We start from the raw sequence: 17,525 nt of genomic DNA, 5'->3' as shown, positions 1-17,525 counted from the left end.
TTTCAAAGAACGAAATTGCGAGACCTGCCATAGCGGACAAGGGCGCGAGAAGCGGCAGAGTTTTGGGCTGCCGGCGGTCTCGCCGCGTGATCCAGTTTCAATGCTGCTAGCGCACGACCACGAATCAACGGCGAGAAGCCGGCAGTCCAGCCGGCCGCTGCAAGTCCCGCACTTATCTGCCACACGATCGACGCCTGATTTGTTCCCGGTGGCAACGGCCACAATCCTACCTGTTTAAGGGCCGAAACACGGAAGAACGCCAGCGCGGCGCCGGGCAGGTCGACCCCCTGAGTCTTCAACGCCAATGAATATGGCCCGCCGTCGGTGGCGGCGCGGCCTGTCCAGGGCGTCTCTAGTTCTCCGTTCGTGTTTCTCATATAGCATCCGTCGACGATGACGTTATCTGCATTCACGACGTTGCCGCCAAGCACGCCCACGCGCGGGTGCAGCTCGAACAGGCGAGTCGCTTCAATGAAGACACTTCTGCTATCGATGGACACACCGTCACCGGCGAACACCATGATCGCATCCTGACCACAAGACAACTGGCCGTCCGCGAGTGCGTCGCCATACCAGATAAACTCGGGCAGATCGCGTGGCCGCCGCGCGATATAGAGCTCGCGCGCACCGCGGCTTTCGGGCCAATCGGCAATCTCAAAATTCTGCGGCTTGGTGCAGCGTGTTATCTGTCTTTCTAGAATATATCTGATCGATTCCAGCTGGCGCGCGTCACCTCCGGAATTGTTGGTGGTCGAACCGCTGTGTTGCCGCCAATGATACAAAATCTCAGGAACATGTTCGATGCGCCCGCCCCTGTCGGCGATGCGGGATACGCTGTCCCAGTCCTGACACCAGTTCGCCCCCACGTCGCAATAGACCTCGGCTGCAATAGCAGCTTCGCGCTTCATGGCGCAGAGATGCCAGATGGTAGAATTGTCCAACGATAGCAACGGATCATAGGCTCCCCGTAGATAGGGCGCAGCCGGCCGGCCCGAGATGAGCGCGTCCTCATCCGAAAACAGGAAATCGGGATGACGCTTCGCATCGATCTGGTGCGCCAGGATCTGAATAGCATCATCAGTGATTAGGTCGTCAGCATCGACTGGAACGACGTAGCCACTAGTAGATGCTTCAAGTCCGCTACGCAGCGCCGCAACAATCCCGACTGTTTTGGGTTCGACGATTACTCGCGCCCCCCAATCGCTTTCGGCACGCTGGCGAATCCTCGCAAGCGCAGCCCCGGGCATCGCTCCATTCACGATCAGTAGCCATTGCGAAGGCTTCAGAGTCTGTCGGCCGATCGACCGCGCTAGCTCATCGAGCAGATCAAGGTCGCTGCCATTGTAAACCGGCGTCACGATTGAGATCGTCGCTGGGTTAGCCGGCGTCGGGTAGCGCGCGCGGCGAAACCTTAAATCGTACGTCAGCCAATCTTCATACCGAAGCGTGCGCTGCTGCAGGACTCGCAGGTGATTAAGACGCGCCAGTTCCGAAACGGCGACATAGGCCGTGTCGTGGGTCAAACCGAGTCGTCGCGAGTAGAATCGCGTCTCAGGGAGCTGTGACCAAAAGCGCGACAACCAGCGCGCGGTCTCATTCTCGGAAGCAACCGCGACGTCAGTTCCCTCTAGGCGGCCAAGCATGAATGGCGAATAGACCACTCGCTTACCCGCCTCCGCCGCCAACGCCCCGAGCCATGGGCCGAGCATTTCTATCCCGACGACTTCGCGCCGCAGCTCAACCAGGCACTGCTTCAGAAACGATGTCCTGACAACGCAATGCGCCGTCGAGACGGCCGAAACCGAATGCGCCTTCCACATGCGCGCGCCTTCGCCGGGGTCGGTTAGCGCGCGTCCCCGCTCCGGACAATCGCAGCCATCGCCGAAGCCGAAAACGCGTGGGCCATCGACGATTACGGAGCCGTCATGTAGCCTGCCGCCAACCATCACCGCATCGTTGAACAATTCAAGAAGCGCCATGGCGTCCCAACGCCACTCGTCGTCGAGTGGCAAGACCCCGGTCCAGAGCAAATGGACCAGATCGCTGCCGATCCCATCGATGGCATCGGCGAGATCGGCAAGGTTTCCGCACCGCAGCACAACCGCTGTTGGGTCCGCTACCGCTTCCGCGGCGTCAGTCGCTACGCCAATAAGAATCGTCTGAATCGATTGCGCATCCGATCGCTTTCGCCGGAACCACCAGTCTACATTGTATTGGAACAGCGGACTGTTCACGAGGTCGACGTTCATTGCGCCGGAGCGATCCAGAAACCTCTGCAGCGTCCGACGGTGCGACTCGGTAATGTAAGATTTCGATTCGATGTTTCCTGATGTCGATGCAGTATGTATCCGCCAACTGTAAAGCACTTCCGGAACATGCTTCGGCTCTTTGCCGGCGAGCATAAAACGGATGAAGCTGTCCCAGTCGTGACAACCTTCGGCAGAGGTGTCGCTGTATAAGCTAAGCTGGATTCCCAACTCCCGGTCGATGGCGCAAAGATGTGCGATGTAACATGAGTGGACGAACAGCACGGGATCCCAATCCGGCTTGAAATACGCCGAATGAAATCGCCCCGAATCCAGCTTATCTTCGTCGGTGAAGAGCAGCGCAGGATAATTGTTATCTTCAATAAAGCGAGTGAGAACGTGGGCGCAATCGGGCTCAATCAAATCGTCGGAATCGAGCGGCAGAATGTAACGGCCGGACGCCCGCTCAAGGCAGTACCGCATTCCACCAATGATGCCGAGATTGTTCTCCACGCGTTCGAGCCGCACGCCGGGATGGCGCGCGAGCCGTGCGAGGGCTTGACGGGTCCCCTCCTCTGTGGAGCCGTTGTCAAGGATCAGCCATTCGAAATGCACCCCGCCGTCCTGAAGAAAAACACTAACGCCAAGTTCTTCGAGAAACCGAGGCTCGGTGTTGTAGGCCGTGGTTACAAACGAAAGCAGGCCGGGCGTCTGGTGGTACATTCCATCCGAGCGACGACGGGTGAGGCTCGTCTTGCGATATACTTCGTAGTCGCTCTTCGGCAGGTACGGCAGGCCTGGCGCAGCCAGTTGCGTCATTTCCTGCGCGGACTCGCGGATGGCCTCCAGTCGCGCAATCAATTTCGAAGCTATCCCGATAAGGCTCTGATCCCAGTCAGTTGGTAATTCCATCGCGCCAGAGGGATCGTAACTTGGCAATCCGCAATTAATCCGTCCCGCCGCGTTTACGACGGCCTGGCCGACGCTTTCAGCAGTCGCCTCCGCAACGATGATGTTGGGGGAGAATGCCCGCAGGCGTTCCGCCGTCTTCACCGCGAAGCTGTTGGTGACGACCAGCTTGCCGGAGGCAGCCATTTCCAATGGCGGATAGCTCGGATGCGGCGACAGCATTAGTGACAGCATGAGATCTGCGGTACGCACGCGTCGGGCATATTCGTCAAAGCTCATCCATGGCAGCGGATTGAGCATGACGCCTTCGCCGAGTGCAATCGGCGGGATCTTTTCGCCCATCGCCCACACTTCCCAGTTGTCTTTGTCGATCGCGCCGGACGCGACGGCCCGACGCAGCGCGACTAGACCAAGTTCGAACAGATTGCGACGGGCGATGCTTGGGCGCGCATAGAACAACAGTACTTTCTTGCCAGGTTGTGCAGAAGCGACGGGAAAATAATGGGTACGGTCGAGGGCCGGATTGAACCATAGCGCATCGGCCACAAATCCAGGATCCGCAAAGTGTCCCGCACCTTCCTGAATCAAATGATCGAGTAGGAGTTGAGTATTGATCACCGGGATATGCGGCAGACCGTAGGTTTCGAACGCACGGGCCTGAAAGGTGGAACCCTCGTGTAAAATCGGTTCGAAATCCTGGATCAGGTAAATGAAAGCCTTATTCACGGTCTTGCCAACGGCGTAGTTCGCAATCTGGGCGGTCCACCAGGCCGTCGCGAAAAATACATCGCGGATACCGATCGGGATCGGCCTGGTGCGGTCGAAGCCATCGACGATCTCAAAGCGGTCCCTGGCGACCGGCCGGTTCAATAGCCGCTCCATATAGGGGAGTAACGCGGCGTCTTCACCCTCCAACGGCGCATCGCAGGCGATTAGTCGGATACGCTCGCCGCGCTCCGCCATCATGCACGCGAGCAGTAGCGCGGTATTGGGTCCGCCGGACATGTTCTTGAGCCGGAGACTCGGCAACAGCACGTTGACGCAGGGGCGAACGGCGAGGTCATCCGCCAGCTCGAAATTTAGCGGGAGGCTCAGGTGATAGCCGGGTACCTGCGAATGGACTTCGGCGTCCAAGGCGTGCGCGGGCCCGGACGCGACGATCTCCAGGCTGCCTTGCGGGAACGAGCTCGAATGAAGGTCGAACGAACTGATCAGTCCGCGATCGCGCACATATTGTGCGATGGCCCGGCCCAACTGTGTGTGCTTCATGCGCCTTTGATAAAAATTGAACCCGTGTCGCAAGACGAACTTACGAAGGCGGTCGGCGGTCGTCGAATTACTCCTCGAAAAGGAGCGCCGCAGCGACCTCACCCCTGCGCTAAATTTCGGAAGCAGACTGCCCGTGCCAGGCGCATTGGATGCCAGGGTCCGCATGTACGTTGCCAAAAGCCGCGGGACTGCCATCATTCGCCAACTGGTCGATCCGCGAATTTCATCGAGCTCACGACTTAGCTGTTCGTTTCTGTCCTTCAGATCTAAAATGAGTTCGGTCGACCGACCAAGGTCGCGCACCGTCTCAACATACATCTCTTCAGGAGCCGTTGAGAGATTGGACCAAACATTATTGGTTTCGTCGAAGATCGGATCCAGTTTGTACGGAGTACCACTCCATTCCTTGTTGGCCGGAACCACCAGCTCCAAGCCACCGGAAATAACGCGCAGACCTAGGCCGTTCCTGCCGGCGGGCGATTTCCTCACCACGCACATCGAATTGATGAACTCGATCGAATGAACTAGTGCCAGAGTTTCTTCGGCCAGCTCGCAGCCGTATTTGCCGAAGATGCCGCGCAGAATTTCGCCGCGGGCCTTGGGCATCCCCCAATGCTCATGGTTGATGACATCTGCAAGGCGCTTGAAAAACGTCATCGAGGAATAGGGATAGTAAAGTCCACCCTCGAACTTGTCCCAATAGCTGCAATGCAGATCCTCGGCAACGAAGATTCCGCCCTCTGCAAGATGTGGAAAATACAGCGCGAAAGTTTTGACGATGTCGCTGGACAGATGAGACCCGTCATCGATCACGATATCAAACTGTCCGGACCTCTGCAGGATGCGCTGCTGGGTCTGCGGATCATTCGCGTCGCCGACGATGACGCCGATGCGCGGGTCACCATATGTCAGGCGCTCGCAATCCGGATTGATGTCACAGCCGACAATGGCTTGCGCCTTCGGAAAAAACTGTGACCAGATCTCGAGTGAGCCGCCGTTCTGGACACCGATCTCCAGCAGCCGGACGGGATGATCCCACATCGATGCGAACAGGCGTTCATATTCGTCGACATAGAGCGACCACTTGTCGGACATCTTTCCGGTGTGGTTGGCGTAGAGCTCGTGGAGCGTTCGTTTAATCATTCGTAACCTGCAACTCTACCCGCTCGAACGGAATGCCGACGAGCCCGTAACGAATCTTGCTTGAGGCAACGTTGACGATCAACGCATCATGCATCCAATGATGCTGAATGTTGTCGTAGCGATCGCCGTCTGCGACCGACGCCATGACCGCATATTGCCCGTTCGGAAGCATCGGCAGACGGAACTCGAACACGCCCTCGAATGTCATGCCCGGCCCGATGCGAATCGGCATGCGATCGGTGAACGGAAGCGTATTCTCTCCAAACAGATCCTGCCCCAACCGATCGCGAATCAGAAATCCCAGGATCGGCTTGTCGAGTGGACCATGTGCCTTGGCGCGCACGGTCATGCGAACGCGCTCGCCGCCTTCGTAAATTCCTTCCGGATTGGCTGACAATTTCGTTAAAGAAACGGATTGAATCTCGGCGTGGCCGGTCTTCCAGCCGGTGGCGGCGGCGGCGTTGTCGCGCACGCTGGCCACCGCGCCGTAATCCACGGCTGGCGCCGCATCCGGATCGACCGGCGACGCAGACGCAAGCCCGCCAGCCGCCTGGTCCGACGCGACCGAAATCAGCTTGGCTTCCTCGCCGTAGATTTCCTGCAGCGTGAACTGAAGATAGGTCTCGGAGACCTCTCTCGACGTGCCGGTCATCCGGACCTGGCCGTGGGACAGCCAGATCGCGGATTCGCACAGATTTTGCACCGCTGCGGTATCATGGCTGACGAATAGCAAGGTGCCGTGCTTTTGAAACGCTCGTATGAAGCGCATACATTTTTGGGTGAATACCGCATCCCCGACTGCGAGCGCTTCGTCGACCACAAGAATATCGGCGTCGACATGCGCAATCACCGCAAACGCCAGCCGGACATACATGCCGCTCGAATAGGTCTTCACCGGCTGCTCGATGAATTCGCCAATATCGGCAAACGCAGCGATCTGCTCGAAACGGCTGCCGATCTGCGCCTGGGTCAGCCCATAGAGCGTGGCGGCCATATAGACATTCTCGCGCCCAGTGAATTCCGGATTGAAGCCCGCCCCGAGCTCAAGCAGCGCCGCCACTCGACCCTTGACTTTGATCGTGCCACCGCTCGGATTAAGGGTTCCGCAGATCATCTGCAACAGCGTCGATTTTCCACTGCCGTTGCGCCCGATAATGCCAACGGTTTCGCCCTTCTTTACCTCAAAGGAAACGTCTCTGAGCGCCCAGAATTCACGAAAATACTGCTGCGGCGTCTTGCCGATCAACGCTCCGAGCCGTGGAAACAAGGACTGCTTTAAACGATCGTACGGCTTGTTGTAGATCTGGTAGCATTTGCTGAGGTTCTCAACCTTGATCGCAGTTTCCCTAGAGGACATCGGCGAACCCCCGGCGCGTCCTCTGAAACCAGACAAAACCACACCACGCGACAAAGGCCCCGCCCAGAAGATAGACCAGAAACATCGATAAATCTGGCACCTTTCCCCAGAACAACACATCTCGCGCCTGCTCGATCGCGGGCGTGATCGGATTGAGGAACAGCAGACTGCGATACTTCTGCGGAAACGCATTCACAGGATAGAAGATCGGCGACAAAAACATCAGGACCGTAGTGATCATGCCCATGAATTGCGCCACGTCGCGCAAATAGACACCGAGTGAGGCCAGGAACCAACTCACTCCAAGGATGAAAAGCAGCAGCGGCAGCAAGACCAGGGGGATTAGCACGATGGTCAGGTGCGGCATCCCAAACAAGAACAGATACGCGATCAACCATACGCACAGGCTCACCGCGCCATGGAAGATCGCCGAGCCGAGCGCCACGCAAGGAAGTATCTCCAGCGGAAAGATCACCTTTTTGACGTAGTTCACGTTGGTCAGGATTAGGCTGGGCGCACGGTTCAGGCATTCGGCGAAAAGCGTGAATACGATCAGTCCGGGAAATAGCACCATGGCAAACTCAGTTTTCGAGTCGCTTCCAACATTCCAGCGCATTTTGAAAACCACGCTGAAGACGAAGGTGTAGATGAGCAGCATCAGGATCGGGTTGAAAAACGACCAGAAGAGTCCGAGCGCGGATCCGCGATAGCGCCCGACAACCTCCCGATGCACCAAGGCACGTATCAGGCTGCGGTTGCACCACAGATTTGGCAACATTTTCAGCGGAGAGATCGAAAAATCCTGCATCAATCAAGAACCGCTGCAGCTTCGGATCGCGGCTTCCATGGTTTTTCATTGAACAGCACTAACCGGCAGCCGCAGAGCGGCGGCGGACCTCCGGGCCACCCGTTTCCTGCCACGCCACCTCGCTCGCACCCCGGTCCCATCGCCGTCCCAACCTGCACGTAAAGCCGACGCGAGGAAGGCAATTGCGCGAGGCAAACCTTCGCGAAAATGCGCATTTTTCTCCCAAGAAATTGTGAATCTCAGTTCAAGGTCGATTTAAAGTCCGTCGAATGGCCCGTTTAGCCCACCGAGGCAAATCCGCCCATTGGGCGGCCCTATTTACCAACCTGCGCCAAGCAACACAAATCCATCGACGCCCTCCGCGGTGTTAATCCTTCAGTATCGCGGCGATCAGGGTTCCGCTGGATTCGCCTGTTCAGGAGCCGGCCGGCCGGCGGGAGCTTTGATCATCGCCCCAGGTCATCGTCGTAAAGGCACGCTGCTCGGCCGCGTTCATGTTCTGGAATGCCCGGGTCTGGTTGTCCTTAACGAGAAGGTTGCGCTGGTCTCCGAGGCGAAATGTTCCGCTTTCGGCCCATTCATCCATCGCATACGCGCGGCCGTCCGCACCGACCACGACCACTCTCAGGCCGCGCCGAAGAATACGCCGCGTGAGCCCATCCGATCCGCTCTCGAACAGGTATGAATCGTTCTTAGTTTCGATCGATTCGGGCAGCGTATCGAGAAAGACCTGCCGCTCGATCATGAAGGCATTCGTTCTGACGTGCGGATTCGGAAAAGCCGGCATATCGTTCAGGCGCGCCAGCGCGCCGCCGGGCCCGATCTCGTTGGCCCAATACGTTTCAAACTTGTCGTCCAGTGTGCAGTCGTGGCGTGACGAGCGCGCGGCGAAATGGGATATCGCGGTGGCCACCACTTTAGTCGCCAGCTGCTTCGGCAACCCCGTCCTGATTGCTCGGAACAACCGTTGGAAGCCGTCCGGTATTGGAATCCTCTCATTCTGAAACAGCCACCATCCCTTTTGGACGTTCTTCATGCTGCTGAGCGGGCTTTCATAGGAACCGGTGGCCCCAGCAATTCCGACCGCCGGATCGGCAAATGCCGAGTGCAGTTTGCGAAGCCAGTTGTCAGACGTGATTTCGGAGAACGTGTTCAGGAAGACCACATGCCTGTGCGGAAGCTGCGCAGCAGCCTTGGCATAGGCGTTAATGTCGAAGCCGTCATCCGATATTGAAATGGAATGAGGGAACGCGCGCTTCAGGACCTTGTCGAGTGCGGACTTCCCCGGCGGGAAGCCTTTCTTAATGACCACGCAATCATGTGCAATCCCCGGCGGATAACGCTCGAAGGATTCGATGAATTTCGAGACCGGTCCTTTTCCTTCGGCATGACGTGCCAGATAAACAACAGCGAGATCGCTGGTGAAGGTTAAGGCCTGGCCAGACACGTTATTGTCCTTGTTGCTGCCTCACCGAAGCATCGAGATGACCTGCGGCGATGCTCGGAGAGTCCGGGCTCACCGGCTTGCGGCGAGGTCGCTAACGTAGCGCGCATAGGCACTCTTACCCAGTGCGGCGCCTAGGCGTGCCAGCTGATCGCGATCAATGTATCCTTGGCCAAAAGCCACCTCCTCAGGACAGGCGATTCGAAATCCTTGCCGCCGCTCGAGCGTGGCCACGAAGTCGGCGGCTTCCAAGAGGCTGTCTGGCGTACCGGTGTCCAGCCAAGCGAAACCGCGCCCCATTAATTCAACCGCAAGCTCTCCGCGCTCGAGATAGGTCTGGTTCACATCGGTGATTTCCAGTTCACCGCGCGCTGACGGTTTGATGTTGGCCGCAATATCGACGACACGGTTGTCATAAAAGTAGAGCCCCGTAACGGCGAAGTTCGACTTCGGCTGTAGTGGCTTCTCCTCGATCGACGTCGCATTGAGCTGCTCGTCGAACGCGACAACCCCGTAGCGTTCCGGATCGGCGACGCGATAAGCAAACACCGTGGCGCCGGTGGTCCGCGACGTGGCGCTCGCCAGCAAATTTGGCAGGCCATGGCCAAAGAAGATGTTGTCCCCGAGAATGAGCGCAGAGGCGTCGCCGCCGATGAAATCGGCGCCGATCACGAACGCCTGCGCCAGACCTTCAGGTTTAGGTTGCACCGCGTAAGACAGCGACAACCCCCACTGATTGCCATCTCCCAACAACGCCTCGAACAACGGCAAGTCCTGCGGCGTCGAAATAATCAGGATGCTGCGGATGCCGGCCAGCATCAGCGTGGTCAGCGGATAGTAGATCATCGGCTTGTCGTAGACAGGCAGCAACTGCTTGGAGGTCACGAGCGTCATGGGATAGAGGCGAGTGCCGCTCCCGCCAGCAAGAATAATGCCCTTCAAAGCAGATCTCCCGTTCAAATCCCAAGAAGACGATCTAGGCAATCCTTCAGAGACTGCTTCAGCGGAGGCAGCCCGACGTCGAACACCGTCGCTAATTTCGCGCTCGAAAGCTGCGAATTTGCTGGTCGGACGGCAGCTGTCGGATAATCGGAAGTCGAGATCGGGTCAAGCAATACGGACCGCCCGCCGCGGGACGCGGCGAGATCGGTGATCCGTTTCGCGAAGGCGTACCAAGTCATCGGGTCGGGTCCGGCAAGATGCGTGACACCCGCATAATGCGGCTGCCAGCCCCCCGCCACCCGTCTGGCTATGGCGCGGATCGCGTCGGCGATGTCCGGCGCATATGTGGGGCAACCTACCTGATCATTCACTACCCGCAGCCGGTCGCGTTCCGATGCAAGGCGAAGAATCGTGCGCACGAAATTGCCTCCAAACGGCGCGTAGACCCAGGACGTGCGCAAGATAACGTGCCTTGGGTTCGCGTCGGCGACAGCTAGCTCGCCCGCCAACTTGGAGCGGCCATAGACGCTTTGCGGGTTGACCGGATCGCTCTCGACATAGGCGCCGGTCTTCATCCCGTCAAAGACGTAGTCGGTCGACAGATGGATGACCGGAATGCCTTGATCCGCGGCCGCCGCTGCTACAAGGCCTGCGCCATCGCGATTGAGCGCAAATGCGAGATCGGGTTCCGATTCAGCCTTGTCCACCGCCGTGTAGGCCGCGGGATTGACCACCACGTCGGGACGGAACGCGGCAATGGCTCGCTCGATCGAAACTGCGTCCAGCAAATCGACGTCCGGTCGTCGGCCAAAGCCGAACTCAATCTCCTTGTCGGCGGCCGCAGCCTCACGGAGCGACCGAGCGACCTGCCCCCCGCTGCCAATCACATAGATCCGCATCTGTGGATTCACGACCCCACCAGACCGAGACGTTCGCCGCCATAGACTTTGTTCCGCAACGGCTGCCACCAATCTTCGCGCGCAATATACCACTGCACTGTTTTTTCGATCCCGGTTTCGAACGTTTCCCGCGCTCGCCATCCCAGCTCGGTTTCGAGCTTGCTGGCATCAATCGCGTAACGCTGGTCGTGCCCCGGGCGATCGGCAACGAACGAAATCAGCTCGTGATGCGAGGCGTCGTTCGGGCGCAGTCGATCCATCCACGAACAGATCTGCCGGACGACTTCGATGTTGGTCCGCTCGTTGCCTCCGCCGATATTGTAGGTTTCGCCGGGCCTGCCTTTTGCGAGAATGACGCCAAGCGCCCGGGCGTGGTCGTCGACAAACAACCAATCACGGACGTTGGAGCCGTCGCCATAGACCGGAAGCGACTTGCGATCCAGTGCGTTGAGGATAACCAGCGGAATCAGCTTTTCGGGAAAATGATAGGGCCCGTAATTGTTGGAACAATTGGAGACGATAACGGGTACTTCGTAGGTTCGGTGCCAGGCTTTCGCCAGATGGTCGGAAGCAGCCTTGGTGGCCGAATAGGGAGAACTAGGATCGTAGGCCGTGGTTTCGGTGAACAGCCCGTCCTCTCCCAGTGACCCGTAAACCTCGTCCGTGGAGACGTGCACGAACCGGAAATCATGCGCCTTTTTCCCGGCCGACGCAATGTAGCGGCGGGTCGTCTCGAGCAGCGTGAATGTACCGACGACATTGGTTTTCAAGAACAGGTCGGAGCCGGATATCGAACGATCGACGTGGCTCTCGGCGGCGAGATGAACTATTGCGTCCGGCTGGTATTTCTCGAAGATCGCAGCCATCGCGGCGCCGTCGCAGATATCGTGCTTTTCGAAAGCATAATGCGGACTGTTCGCAACCAGCGTCAGCGACGCCAAATTGCCGGCATACGTCAATTTATCGACCACGACGACGTCATGGCCGAGATCGGCGATGAAATGTCGACATACCGCCGATCCGATAAAACCGGCTCCTCCAGTCACGATCACCCGCATTGCGCCAGCTCCTCAACCGCCGAATTGGAAGCTCGGAGGGACATCTTTCAAGCGCGGCAGCTTCCGATCCTTGTCCGATAAGACCAAGTCACCCCCCGAAATCCGCCAATCAATGGCGAGGTCGGGATCGTCCCATGCGATACCACGATCGCAGTCTGGCGCGTAATAATCGGTCACCTTGTAGATGACCTCGCAATCATCGGTCAGTGTGACGTAACCGTGAGCTAAGCCGGGCGGCACCCACAATTGACGCCAGTTCGCCGCCGACAACTCGACGGCCACGTGGCGGCCAAAGGTCGGCGAGCCTGCCCTGATGTCGACGGCAACGTCGAGAATTACTCCGCGCGAGCAGCGCACCAACTTGCCCTGCGCATGCGGCGGAAGCTGGTAATGCAATCCACGCAGCACGCCTTTTTGGGTCGACAACACGTGATTGTCCTGCACGAACGCTGCTGCGATGCCCTTCGCAAGCAGCACGTCCGCACGAAACGTCTCCGAAAAAAATCCTCGGGGGTCGTTATGCCTCGCTGGAGTCACCAGCAGAACGTCCGGAATCTCAAGGCGCTCTATCTTCATAGCCATTTTCGGACGTTGGTCCCCTGTGCTCGCTTGCCTCTGCCCCGATTGGCCGAGGATGATCAACGGAATTCTGCCTCGCGCCAGGCTTCCGTGTCGCAATGCCCCGTTAGGGACCGCTTGCAACGACGGATGTTCCCTCACACCGACCCGCCCGATGCCTATAGTTATTCAAGCATCTTCGCGCTAGACGCATCTGACGTTCTATGGCTTAAGGCATCATTCCCGGAACCTCAAGCATGCCTAATGGGATCTGGATTGCCATGCGCCCCGTCTTGTTGAGCGGGACGAAGGGCTGCGTTCCAATATCAGTTGTTTGGCGGATCGCAGGGGGTGCCAGCACCTTGATGGTATTATAGTGGGTTTCGCTTTTCCGGGACAAGATCCGACCTGCGAAGTGGAAATCAATCGATGTTAGCGACTGTCGAAACACGAAGCGGCGATGGACATCCGGCGGGGACCGTCACTTGGGGCGAAGGACAAAGGGCCAGCGAAATGGCGATTGCCGACCTTCGGGACGGGTTCGCCGCTTGGCGTCTGTGGGGCCGAATGGGATGGAACGACATCCTTCAGCGCTATCGCCGCTCCCTGCTTGGACCGTTCTGGCTCACTGCCAGCACGGCAATCATGGTGGTTGCGCTAGGATTCCTCTACGCTGAATTGTTCAAAACTCCGATTCGCAATTTCTTACCCTTCCTCTGCACCGGTCTGCTGGTCTGGAATCTTCTGGCGACCTTCCTCAGCGAAGGCGGCATCATCTTCACAGCGGCCGAGTCCTATATCAAGCAGGTCCGGCTGCCCTACTCGATCTACGTTTATCGGTCGAGCTGGAGCAAGATCATCATCTTCGCCCATAACTTCGTGATCTATTTTGGGGTCGTGACCTATTTTGGGATCTGGCCCGGCGCCACAGCCCTACTGGCAATTCCCGGACTGATCCTCCTGGTGTTGAACGGTACGCTGGCGACGATCTATATTGGCATTCTGTCAGCCCGATTCCGCGACATTCCGCCGCTCATCAATTCGGTCGTGCAGCTAATATTTTTTGTTACACCCATCATGTGGAAGCCGGAATTGCTCCATCGCCGGGTGTACATCGCCGATATCAATCCGTTTTTCCATCTGATCGAGATCGTGCGAACGCCGCTGTTGGGAAATGTACCCGACCTCAAGAACTACCTTGCCGCACTGTTAATCACGGCGATCAATCTCGGACTTGCCGGACTGGTCTTCACGCGCTTTCGCTCGCGTATCGCCTACTGGATCTGAAGACGATGAATACCGACAAAATTCAGTCAGAAATGACGATGGAAAATGTCAGCGTGTCGTTTCCCATCTATCATGGCGGGTCGCGGTCGTTGAAGAAGAGCCTGCTGTTCCGTAGCTCTGGTGGCCATCTGGCAGCCGACGCGAACCACCGCATCGTCGTCGAAGCGCTGCGAAACGTCTCGACGCATATCGCCGCCGGCGATAGGGTCGCGTTGATCGGATCAAACGGCGCCGGCAAAACCACCTTGCTGCGCGTGATGGCCGGCATCTATGAGCCGGTCGTCGGCACGGTCCGCACTCGCGGAACGATCTCTCCGATGCTTGACATCGGCCTTGGCATCGATCCGGACATCAGCGGCTATGAGAATGTCCGCATGCGCGGCCTAATCCTCGGCATGACGCCCGACGAAATCGCCGGCAAGATGCAGGACATTTCCGACTTCACGGAGCTTGGCGAATATTTGGACATCCCGGTGCGCACCTATTCCTCGGGTATGATGACGCGATTGACCTTTGCGGTGGCGACCAGCTTTGCCCCCGAAATCCTGTTGATGGACGAGTGGATCATGGCTGGCGACGACAGATTCATCACCAAAGCCAGGCATCGCATCGACAATTTCGTCGCGAAGGCAAGCATCCTGGTGCTCGCTTCCCACAGTGCGGAGACCTGCCGCCAGTTCTGCAACAAGGCCCTCTGGATGGATCGGGGCATGATCAAAGCTGCAGGTTCCCTCGAGGAGATCCTCGAAATGTACGCGGAGACGCAAAGAGGCACCGTCGATGTGGCGTGAGCTCGCTCAGAGGCGGCCAAAGAGTGCCCCAACGAAAAGCGCGAGATTCTCGAGAAAGCTTTGCCGGTAAACACCGGATTTCCAAAGGAGCCACAGCCGCTTCGGCCATGCGACCAAACGCGCTTGGGTGAACCGGGCGAGCACGAGTGCGTTGTACGGCGTTAGCAGGCTTCGCATGCTGCCTAGCATGTTCAGGTTGACATCATTCCACGTTGCGAAGCGGCCGCCCAAGAATGCGGACGAACGAATAAGCCTCGCGCGCAGACCGACATTCGCTCCGACAAGATTCTTCACGTGTTGTCTGTATCGTAGGCTGGGCCAGGGGTCGTAATGCGCGGTGCCGCCGATCCCTGTCACGACCTGATACGTCCACCAATCGTGCGATACCAGAGCAACGTCGGTCGGCGTGGCCTGAAGCGCCAACTTCGCCGCCCGATTGAACACCATGGTGTTGCCGCCACCGATGTTCTGCACCAGAGCATTTTGAAAGGTCGGCGCGCGCACGAACAGCGGCGAGAAGCCAATCGGCGCGCCGCCCTCTTCGATCAACTCGGTTCGCGTAAAATACAGAGCCGGCTGATCGGTCGGACGCGCTTCGAACCAGCTCACGGCGTTCGCAAGTTTCTCCGGAAACCATACGTCGTCCTGGTCGCTGTAGGCGTACAGGTCACCATCGATATCGTCAGATCGGACTAACGATACAAAGTTCTGCCAGAAACCGATCTGCGGCCCTCGCCGCACCACCACCCGCTGGGGAACCTGCTTGATAAACTCTTCGATGATCTTGATCGTATCGTCCGTCGAGCCGTCATCGGACACCAGCAATTCCCAATTGCGATAGGTTTGCGCCCGATAGGAGTCGATTTGCTCCTGAATAAATGCCGCGCCGTTTCTGGTCGCGAGCAGAATGACGACTTTAGTGCTTGCTAGCGGCAACTGAGATAGTTCCTGATTGAGCCTCTCGCAGCCACGTCGCGGCCGCGCTGGAAATAGACACGGCGTCTTTTAGACCATCTTATTCTTCAAATCGCGGATAAAAACCCCGCGGATTCCAGCCAAAATCGCGGACCGCCGGCGCGGGATCGAACACCATGTCCTTTGCCATCCGGGCGCCCATAGCAGCATTTGCATTCGGAAAGAACGGCTCCGTCAGCGCAAATCCCAGCCGCCAGACAAACGGCGGCGCGGATATGATCCGGCGTGGCTTACCGAGCGCGTCGAAAATCCGGCCGACCATCTCACGATAGCTGATCGTCTCACCGCCTGGCAGCGCATAGGTTTTGCCGATTGCTGCGTCGCTTGCGGCCGCGGCAATGGCGCCGATCGCAAGGTCTTCCGCATGCACGGGCTGCCGCAGCCCGGCGCCGCTGCCCATCAAAGGTAGCATACCGAACCGTCGAATAAGCCGCGCCAGCCGCGAAACGTTGCCGTCACGGCCCTCTGCATAGATGATGGTCGGGCGCAAGATTGTCCAACCAACGTTATATCGCTCGCATGTAGCGATCAGCCGCTTCTCCCCCTCAGCAAGCCGCTGCAGCAGTTCGCGCTCTGCTGCGACTTCGGATTCTATTTTCGTGACGATGCTGGTGGAAGTGAAGGCGACAACACGCCTCAGCGTCGGCGTATACATATGCGGCAACGCATTCGCCAACAGACCAACCTCGGCGGTGCAATACAAGGTCTCGAACGAAGGCGGCTTCAAGGTTTCGGGCGCGGCGAGATCACCCTGGAGCCACACTACTCCGCAATTGCGATGCCGCGCCCGGGACAACGCCAGCGGCGCTTCACCGGAACTGACCAGATGCTCGACGATGTAGCCTCCGACGATCCCGGTGGCGCCCACAACCAAACTCTGCATCTCCATCAACTCACTGCGGCGGCGCAGCGTCCTTCAGCGAACAACACAATCGGGATGTCCTATATCGGTCAATCTGCCTTACGCCCAATCGCCTCCGCTGGTTACGGTTAAGCTCGCCCGAATTCAAGCCTCAGCCTGGCCTAGGTGAGCCGCGGAAGGCACCTCATACATGAAAAACTCACAACCTGTGATTAGGTTGGCACTGGGTATTAAGCTAGTCGGAAGCGGCGTGTAACAGCGCCGGGCTTTTCTCTTTTGGGATAATTGGACGACTAGTGATGCCCAGCATCAGCATTAAGGGGATCTGCTCACCGGCTTGACCTTTTTGACACTCGACATGCGGCAGAACTGGCGTTTGTACGGCCCCACAAGAAAACGCGAAAGGTCCGCAAAGGCGAGATGCTGTAGCCTCAAAGCCTTGTAGAGGGTCAGATGATGCTGATCTTTGTAAAAGGTCTGCGCGCGGTCGCTTAGCGGACAAGAATTGCCATGGCAAATGGCATGCCATGCATCAAAGAAAAACACCTGCGTTGCTGGATTCGATCTGTCTAAGGACTTCTCTGGTAAGCGCATGTGTGTCAGGATCAACGTGCTTCAGTGCGGCAGCGTGGAAAACGATGTCAGGCTTAAACTCGTGCAATAGCTGGAAAACACGATTCCGATCCCGCACGTCAACTATTCTGCCCTCTATTTTCGCATGAGTGCGCGCCGACATCGCCTCCATCACTCAGGCTCGGAGTTATCGATCACGAGAACTCGGCTTGCTCGATGGAGAATGACACGCTCGCATATCTCAGAGCCGATTGATCCTGCCCCCCGTAACGAGGATCGCTTTCTCTTTGACCAGCTGCTCGATACGACCATGGTCAATCGTTTGCGTGGCTCGGAGCAATAGATCTTCAATCGCGATCGGCCTTAACTGAGGCACTCCCCTCGCCGTCTAAGGATGGCAAGCG

General features: G+C 57.9%; 14 protein-coding genes. 2 read left to right on the top strand and 12 right to left on the bottom strand.

The features are described 5' to 3' along the window. Positions 1-2 precede the first annotated feature (2 nt). The 8 genes from JQ627_RS36945 to rfbC all read right to left on the bottom strand — a co-directional run bounded on the left by JQ627_RS36945 (position 3) and on the right by rfbC (position 12,651). On the bottom strand, positions 3-5,567 hold the full coding sequence (locus JQ627_RS36945) for a glycosyltransferase (RefSeq protein ID WP_212489251.1): 5,565 nt from the start codon (positions 5,565-5,567) through the stop codon (positions 3-5). Next, a complete protein-coding gene (locus JQ627_RS36940; RefSeq protein ID WP_249143703.1) occupies positions 5,560-6,924 on the bottom strand; it encodes an ABC transporter ATP-binding protein in 1,365 nt (454 codons plus the stop codon). The genes JQ627_RS36945 and JQ627_RS36940 overlap by 8 nt, the downstream gene beginning before the upstream one ends. After that, positions 6,914-7,732: an ABC transporter permease gene (locus tag JQ627_RS36935; RefSeq protein WP_212489250.1), complete on the bottom strand. Its 819-nt coding sequence runs from the start codon at positions 7,730-7,732 to the stop codon at positions 6,914-6,916. The genes JQ627_RS36940 and JQ627_RS36935 overlap by 11 nt, the downstream gene beginning before the upstream one ends. A 415-nt stretch (positions 7,733-8,147) precedes the next feature. Further along, positions 8,148-9,179 carry a hypothetical protein gene (locus JQ627_RS36930; RefSeq protein WP_312015853.1) on the bottom strand — a complete coding sequence of 344 codons (1,032 nt, stop codon included), beginning with the start codon at positions 9,177-9,179 and terminating at the stop codon, positions 8,148-8,150. Positions 9,180-9,248: 69 nt separating this feature from the next. Then, on the bottom strand, positions 9,249-10,118 hold the full coding sequence (gene rfbA / locus JQ627_RS36925) for a glucose-1-phosphate thymidylyltransferase RfbA (protein WP_212489249.1): 870 nt from the start codon (positions 10,116-10,118) through the stop codon (positions 9,249-9,251). A gap of 14 nt (positions 10,119-10,132) precedes the next feature. Further along, a complete protein-coding gene (gene rfbD / locus JQ627_RS36920; RefSeq protein WP_212489248.1) occupies positions 10,133-11,017 on the bottom strand; it encodes a dTDP-4-dehydrorhamnose reductase in 885 nt (294 codons plus the stop codon). A gap of 8 nt (positions 11,018-11,025) precedes the next feature. Then, entirely contained in the window at positions 11,026-12,075 is a 1,050-nt protein-coding gene (gene rfbB, locus JQ627_RS36915) for a dTDP-glucose 4,6-dehydratase (RefSeq protein WP_212489247.1), read from the bottom strand. A 12-nt stretch (positions 12,076-12,087) separates the two neighbouring features. After that, on the bottom strand, positions 12,088-12,651 hold the full coding sequence (rfbC, locus tag JQ627_RS36910; protein WP_212489246.1) for a dTDP-4-dehydrorhamnose 3,5-epimerase: 564 nt from the start codon (positions 12,649-12,651) through the stop codon (positions 12,088-12,090). Between the two features lie 411 nt (positions 12,652-13,062). Between rfbC and JQ627_RS36905 the strand changes: the two genes are divergently transcribed. Continuing rightward, positions 13,063-13,920, top strand: a complete 858-nt coding sequence (locus JQ627_RS36905) for an ABC transporter permease (protein ID WP_249143702.1) — start codon at positions 13,063-13,065, stop codon at positions 13,918-13,920. Between the two features lie 5 nt (positions 13,921-13,925). Beyond that, positions 13,926-14,711, top strand: coding sequence for an ABC transporter ATP-binding protein (locus tag JQ627_RS36900; RefSeq protein WP_212489245.1), 786 nt, complete (start codon positions 13,926-13,928; stop codon positions 14,709-14,711). Positions 14,712-14,717: 6 nt separating this feature from the next. On the opposite strand, the gene JQ627_RS36895 is transcribed toward JQ627_RS36900, so the two are convergent. The 4 genes from JQ627_RS36895 to JQ627_RS39450 all read right to left on the bottom strand — a co-directional run bounded on the left by JQ627_RS36895 (position 14,718) and on the right by JQ627_RS39450 (position 17,284). After that, a complete protein-coding gene (locus JQ627_RS36895) occupies positions 14,718-15,647 on the bottom strand; it encodes a glycosyltransferase family 2 protein (protein WP_212489244.1) in 930 nt (309 codons plus the stop codon). Between the two features lie 79 nt (positions 15,648-15,726). Beyond that, positions 15,727-16,569, bottom strand: coding sequence for an NAD(P)-dependent oxidoreductase (locus JQ627_RS36890; protein WP_212489243.1), 843 nt, complete (start codon positions 16,567-16,569; stop codon positions 15,727-15,729). Positions 16,570-16,863: 294 nt separating this feature from the next. After that, the gene (locus tag JQ627_RS39875; RefSeq protein ID WP_409363840.1) at positions 16,864-17,142 is read right to left on the bottom strand and encodes an SGNH hydrolase domain-containing protein; all 279 of its coding nucleotides are present in this window, start codon (positions 17,140-17,142) and stop codon (positions 16,864-16,866) included. After that, entirely contained in the window at positions 17,081-17,284 is a 204-nt protein-coding gene (locus JQ627_RS39450; protein ID WP_249143705.1) for a polysaccharide biosynthesis protein, read from the bottom strand. Before JQ627_RS39450 ends, JQ627_RS39875 begins: the two co-directional genes overlap by 62 nt. Positions 17,285-17,525 lie beyond the last annotated feature (241 nt).

Source organism: Bradyrhizobium liaoningense, from assembly GCF_018130785.1.
Classification (GTDB): Bacteria; Pseudomonadota; Alphaproteobacteria; order Rhizobiales; family Xanthobacteraceae; genus Bradyrhizobium; species Bradyrhizobium liaoningense_A.
This window is presented reverse-complemented; position numbering and strand designations above follow the sequence as displayed.

What these genes read in the sequence shown, in the direction of transcription:
- JQ627_RS36890 (WP_212489243.1), bottom strand. Translation starts at nt 16,569, where the DNA reads ATGCAGAGTTTGGTTGTGGGCGCCACCGGGATCGTCGGAGGCTACATC.
- JQ627_RS36940 (WP_249143703.1), bottom strand. Translation starts at nt 6,924, where the DNA reads ATGTCCTCTAGGGAAACTGCGATCAAGGTTGAGAACCTCAGCAAATGC.
- JQ627_RS39450 (WP_249143705.1), bottom strand. Translation starts at nt 17,284, where the DNA reads ATGTCGGCGCGCACTCATGCGAAAATAGAGGGCAGAATAGTTGACGTG.
- JQ627_RS36905 (WP_249143702.1), top strand. Translation starts at nt 13,063, where the DNA reads ATGTTAGCGACTGTCGAAACACGAAGCGGCGATGGACATCCGGCGGGG.
- JQ627_RS36935 (WP_212489250.1), bottom strand. Translation starts at nt 7,732, where the DNA reads ATGCAGGATTTTTCGATCTCTCCGCTGAAAATGTTGCCAAATCTGTGG.
- rfbC (WP_212489246.1), bottom strand. Translation starts at nt 12,651, where the DNA reads ATGAAGATAGAGCGCCTTGAGATTCCGGACGTTCTGCTGGTGACTCCA.
- JQ627_RS36945 (WP_212489251.1), bottom strand. Translation starts at nt 5,567, where the DNA reads ATGATTAAACGAACGCTCCACGAGCTCTACGCCAACCACACCGGAAAG.
- JQ627_RS36900 (WP_212489245.1), top strand. Translation starts at nt 13,926, where the DNA reads ATGAATACCGACAAAATTCAGTCAGAAATGACGATGGAAAATGTCAGC.
- rfbD (WP_212489248.1), bottom strand. Translation starts at nt 11,017, where the DNA reads ATGCGGATCTATGTGATTGGCAGCGGGGGGCAGGTCGCTCGGTCGCTC.
- rfbB (WP_212489247.1), bottom strand. Translation starts at nt 12,075, where the DNA reads ATGCGGGTGATCGTGACTGGAGGAGCCGGTTTTATCGGATCGGCGGTA.
- JQ627_RS39875 (WP_409363840.1), bottom strand. Translation starts at nt 17,142, where the DNA reads ATGCGCTTACCAGAGAAGTCCTTAGACAGATCGAATCCAGCAACGCAG.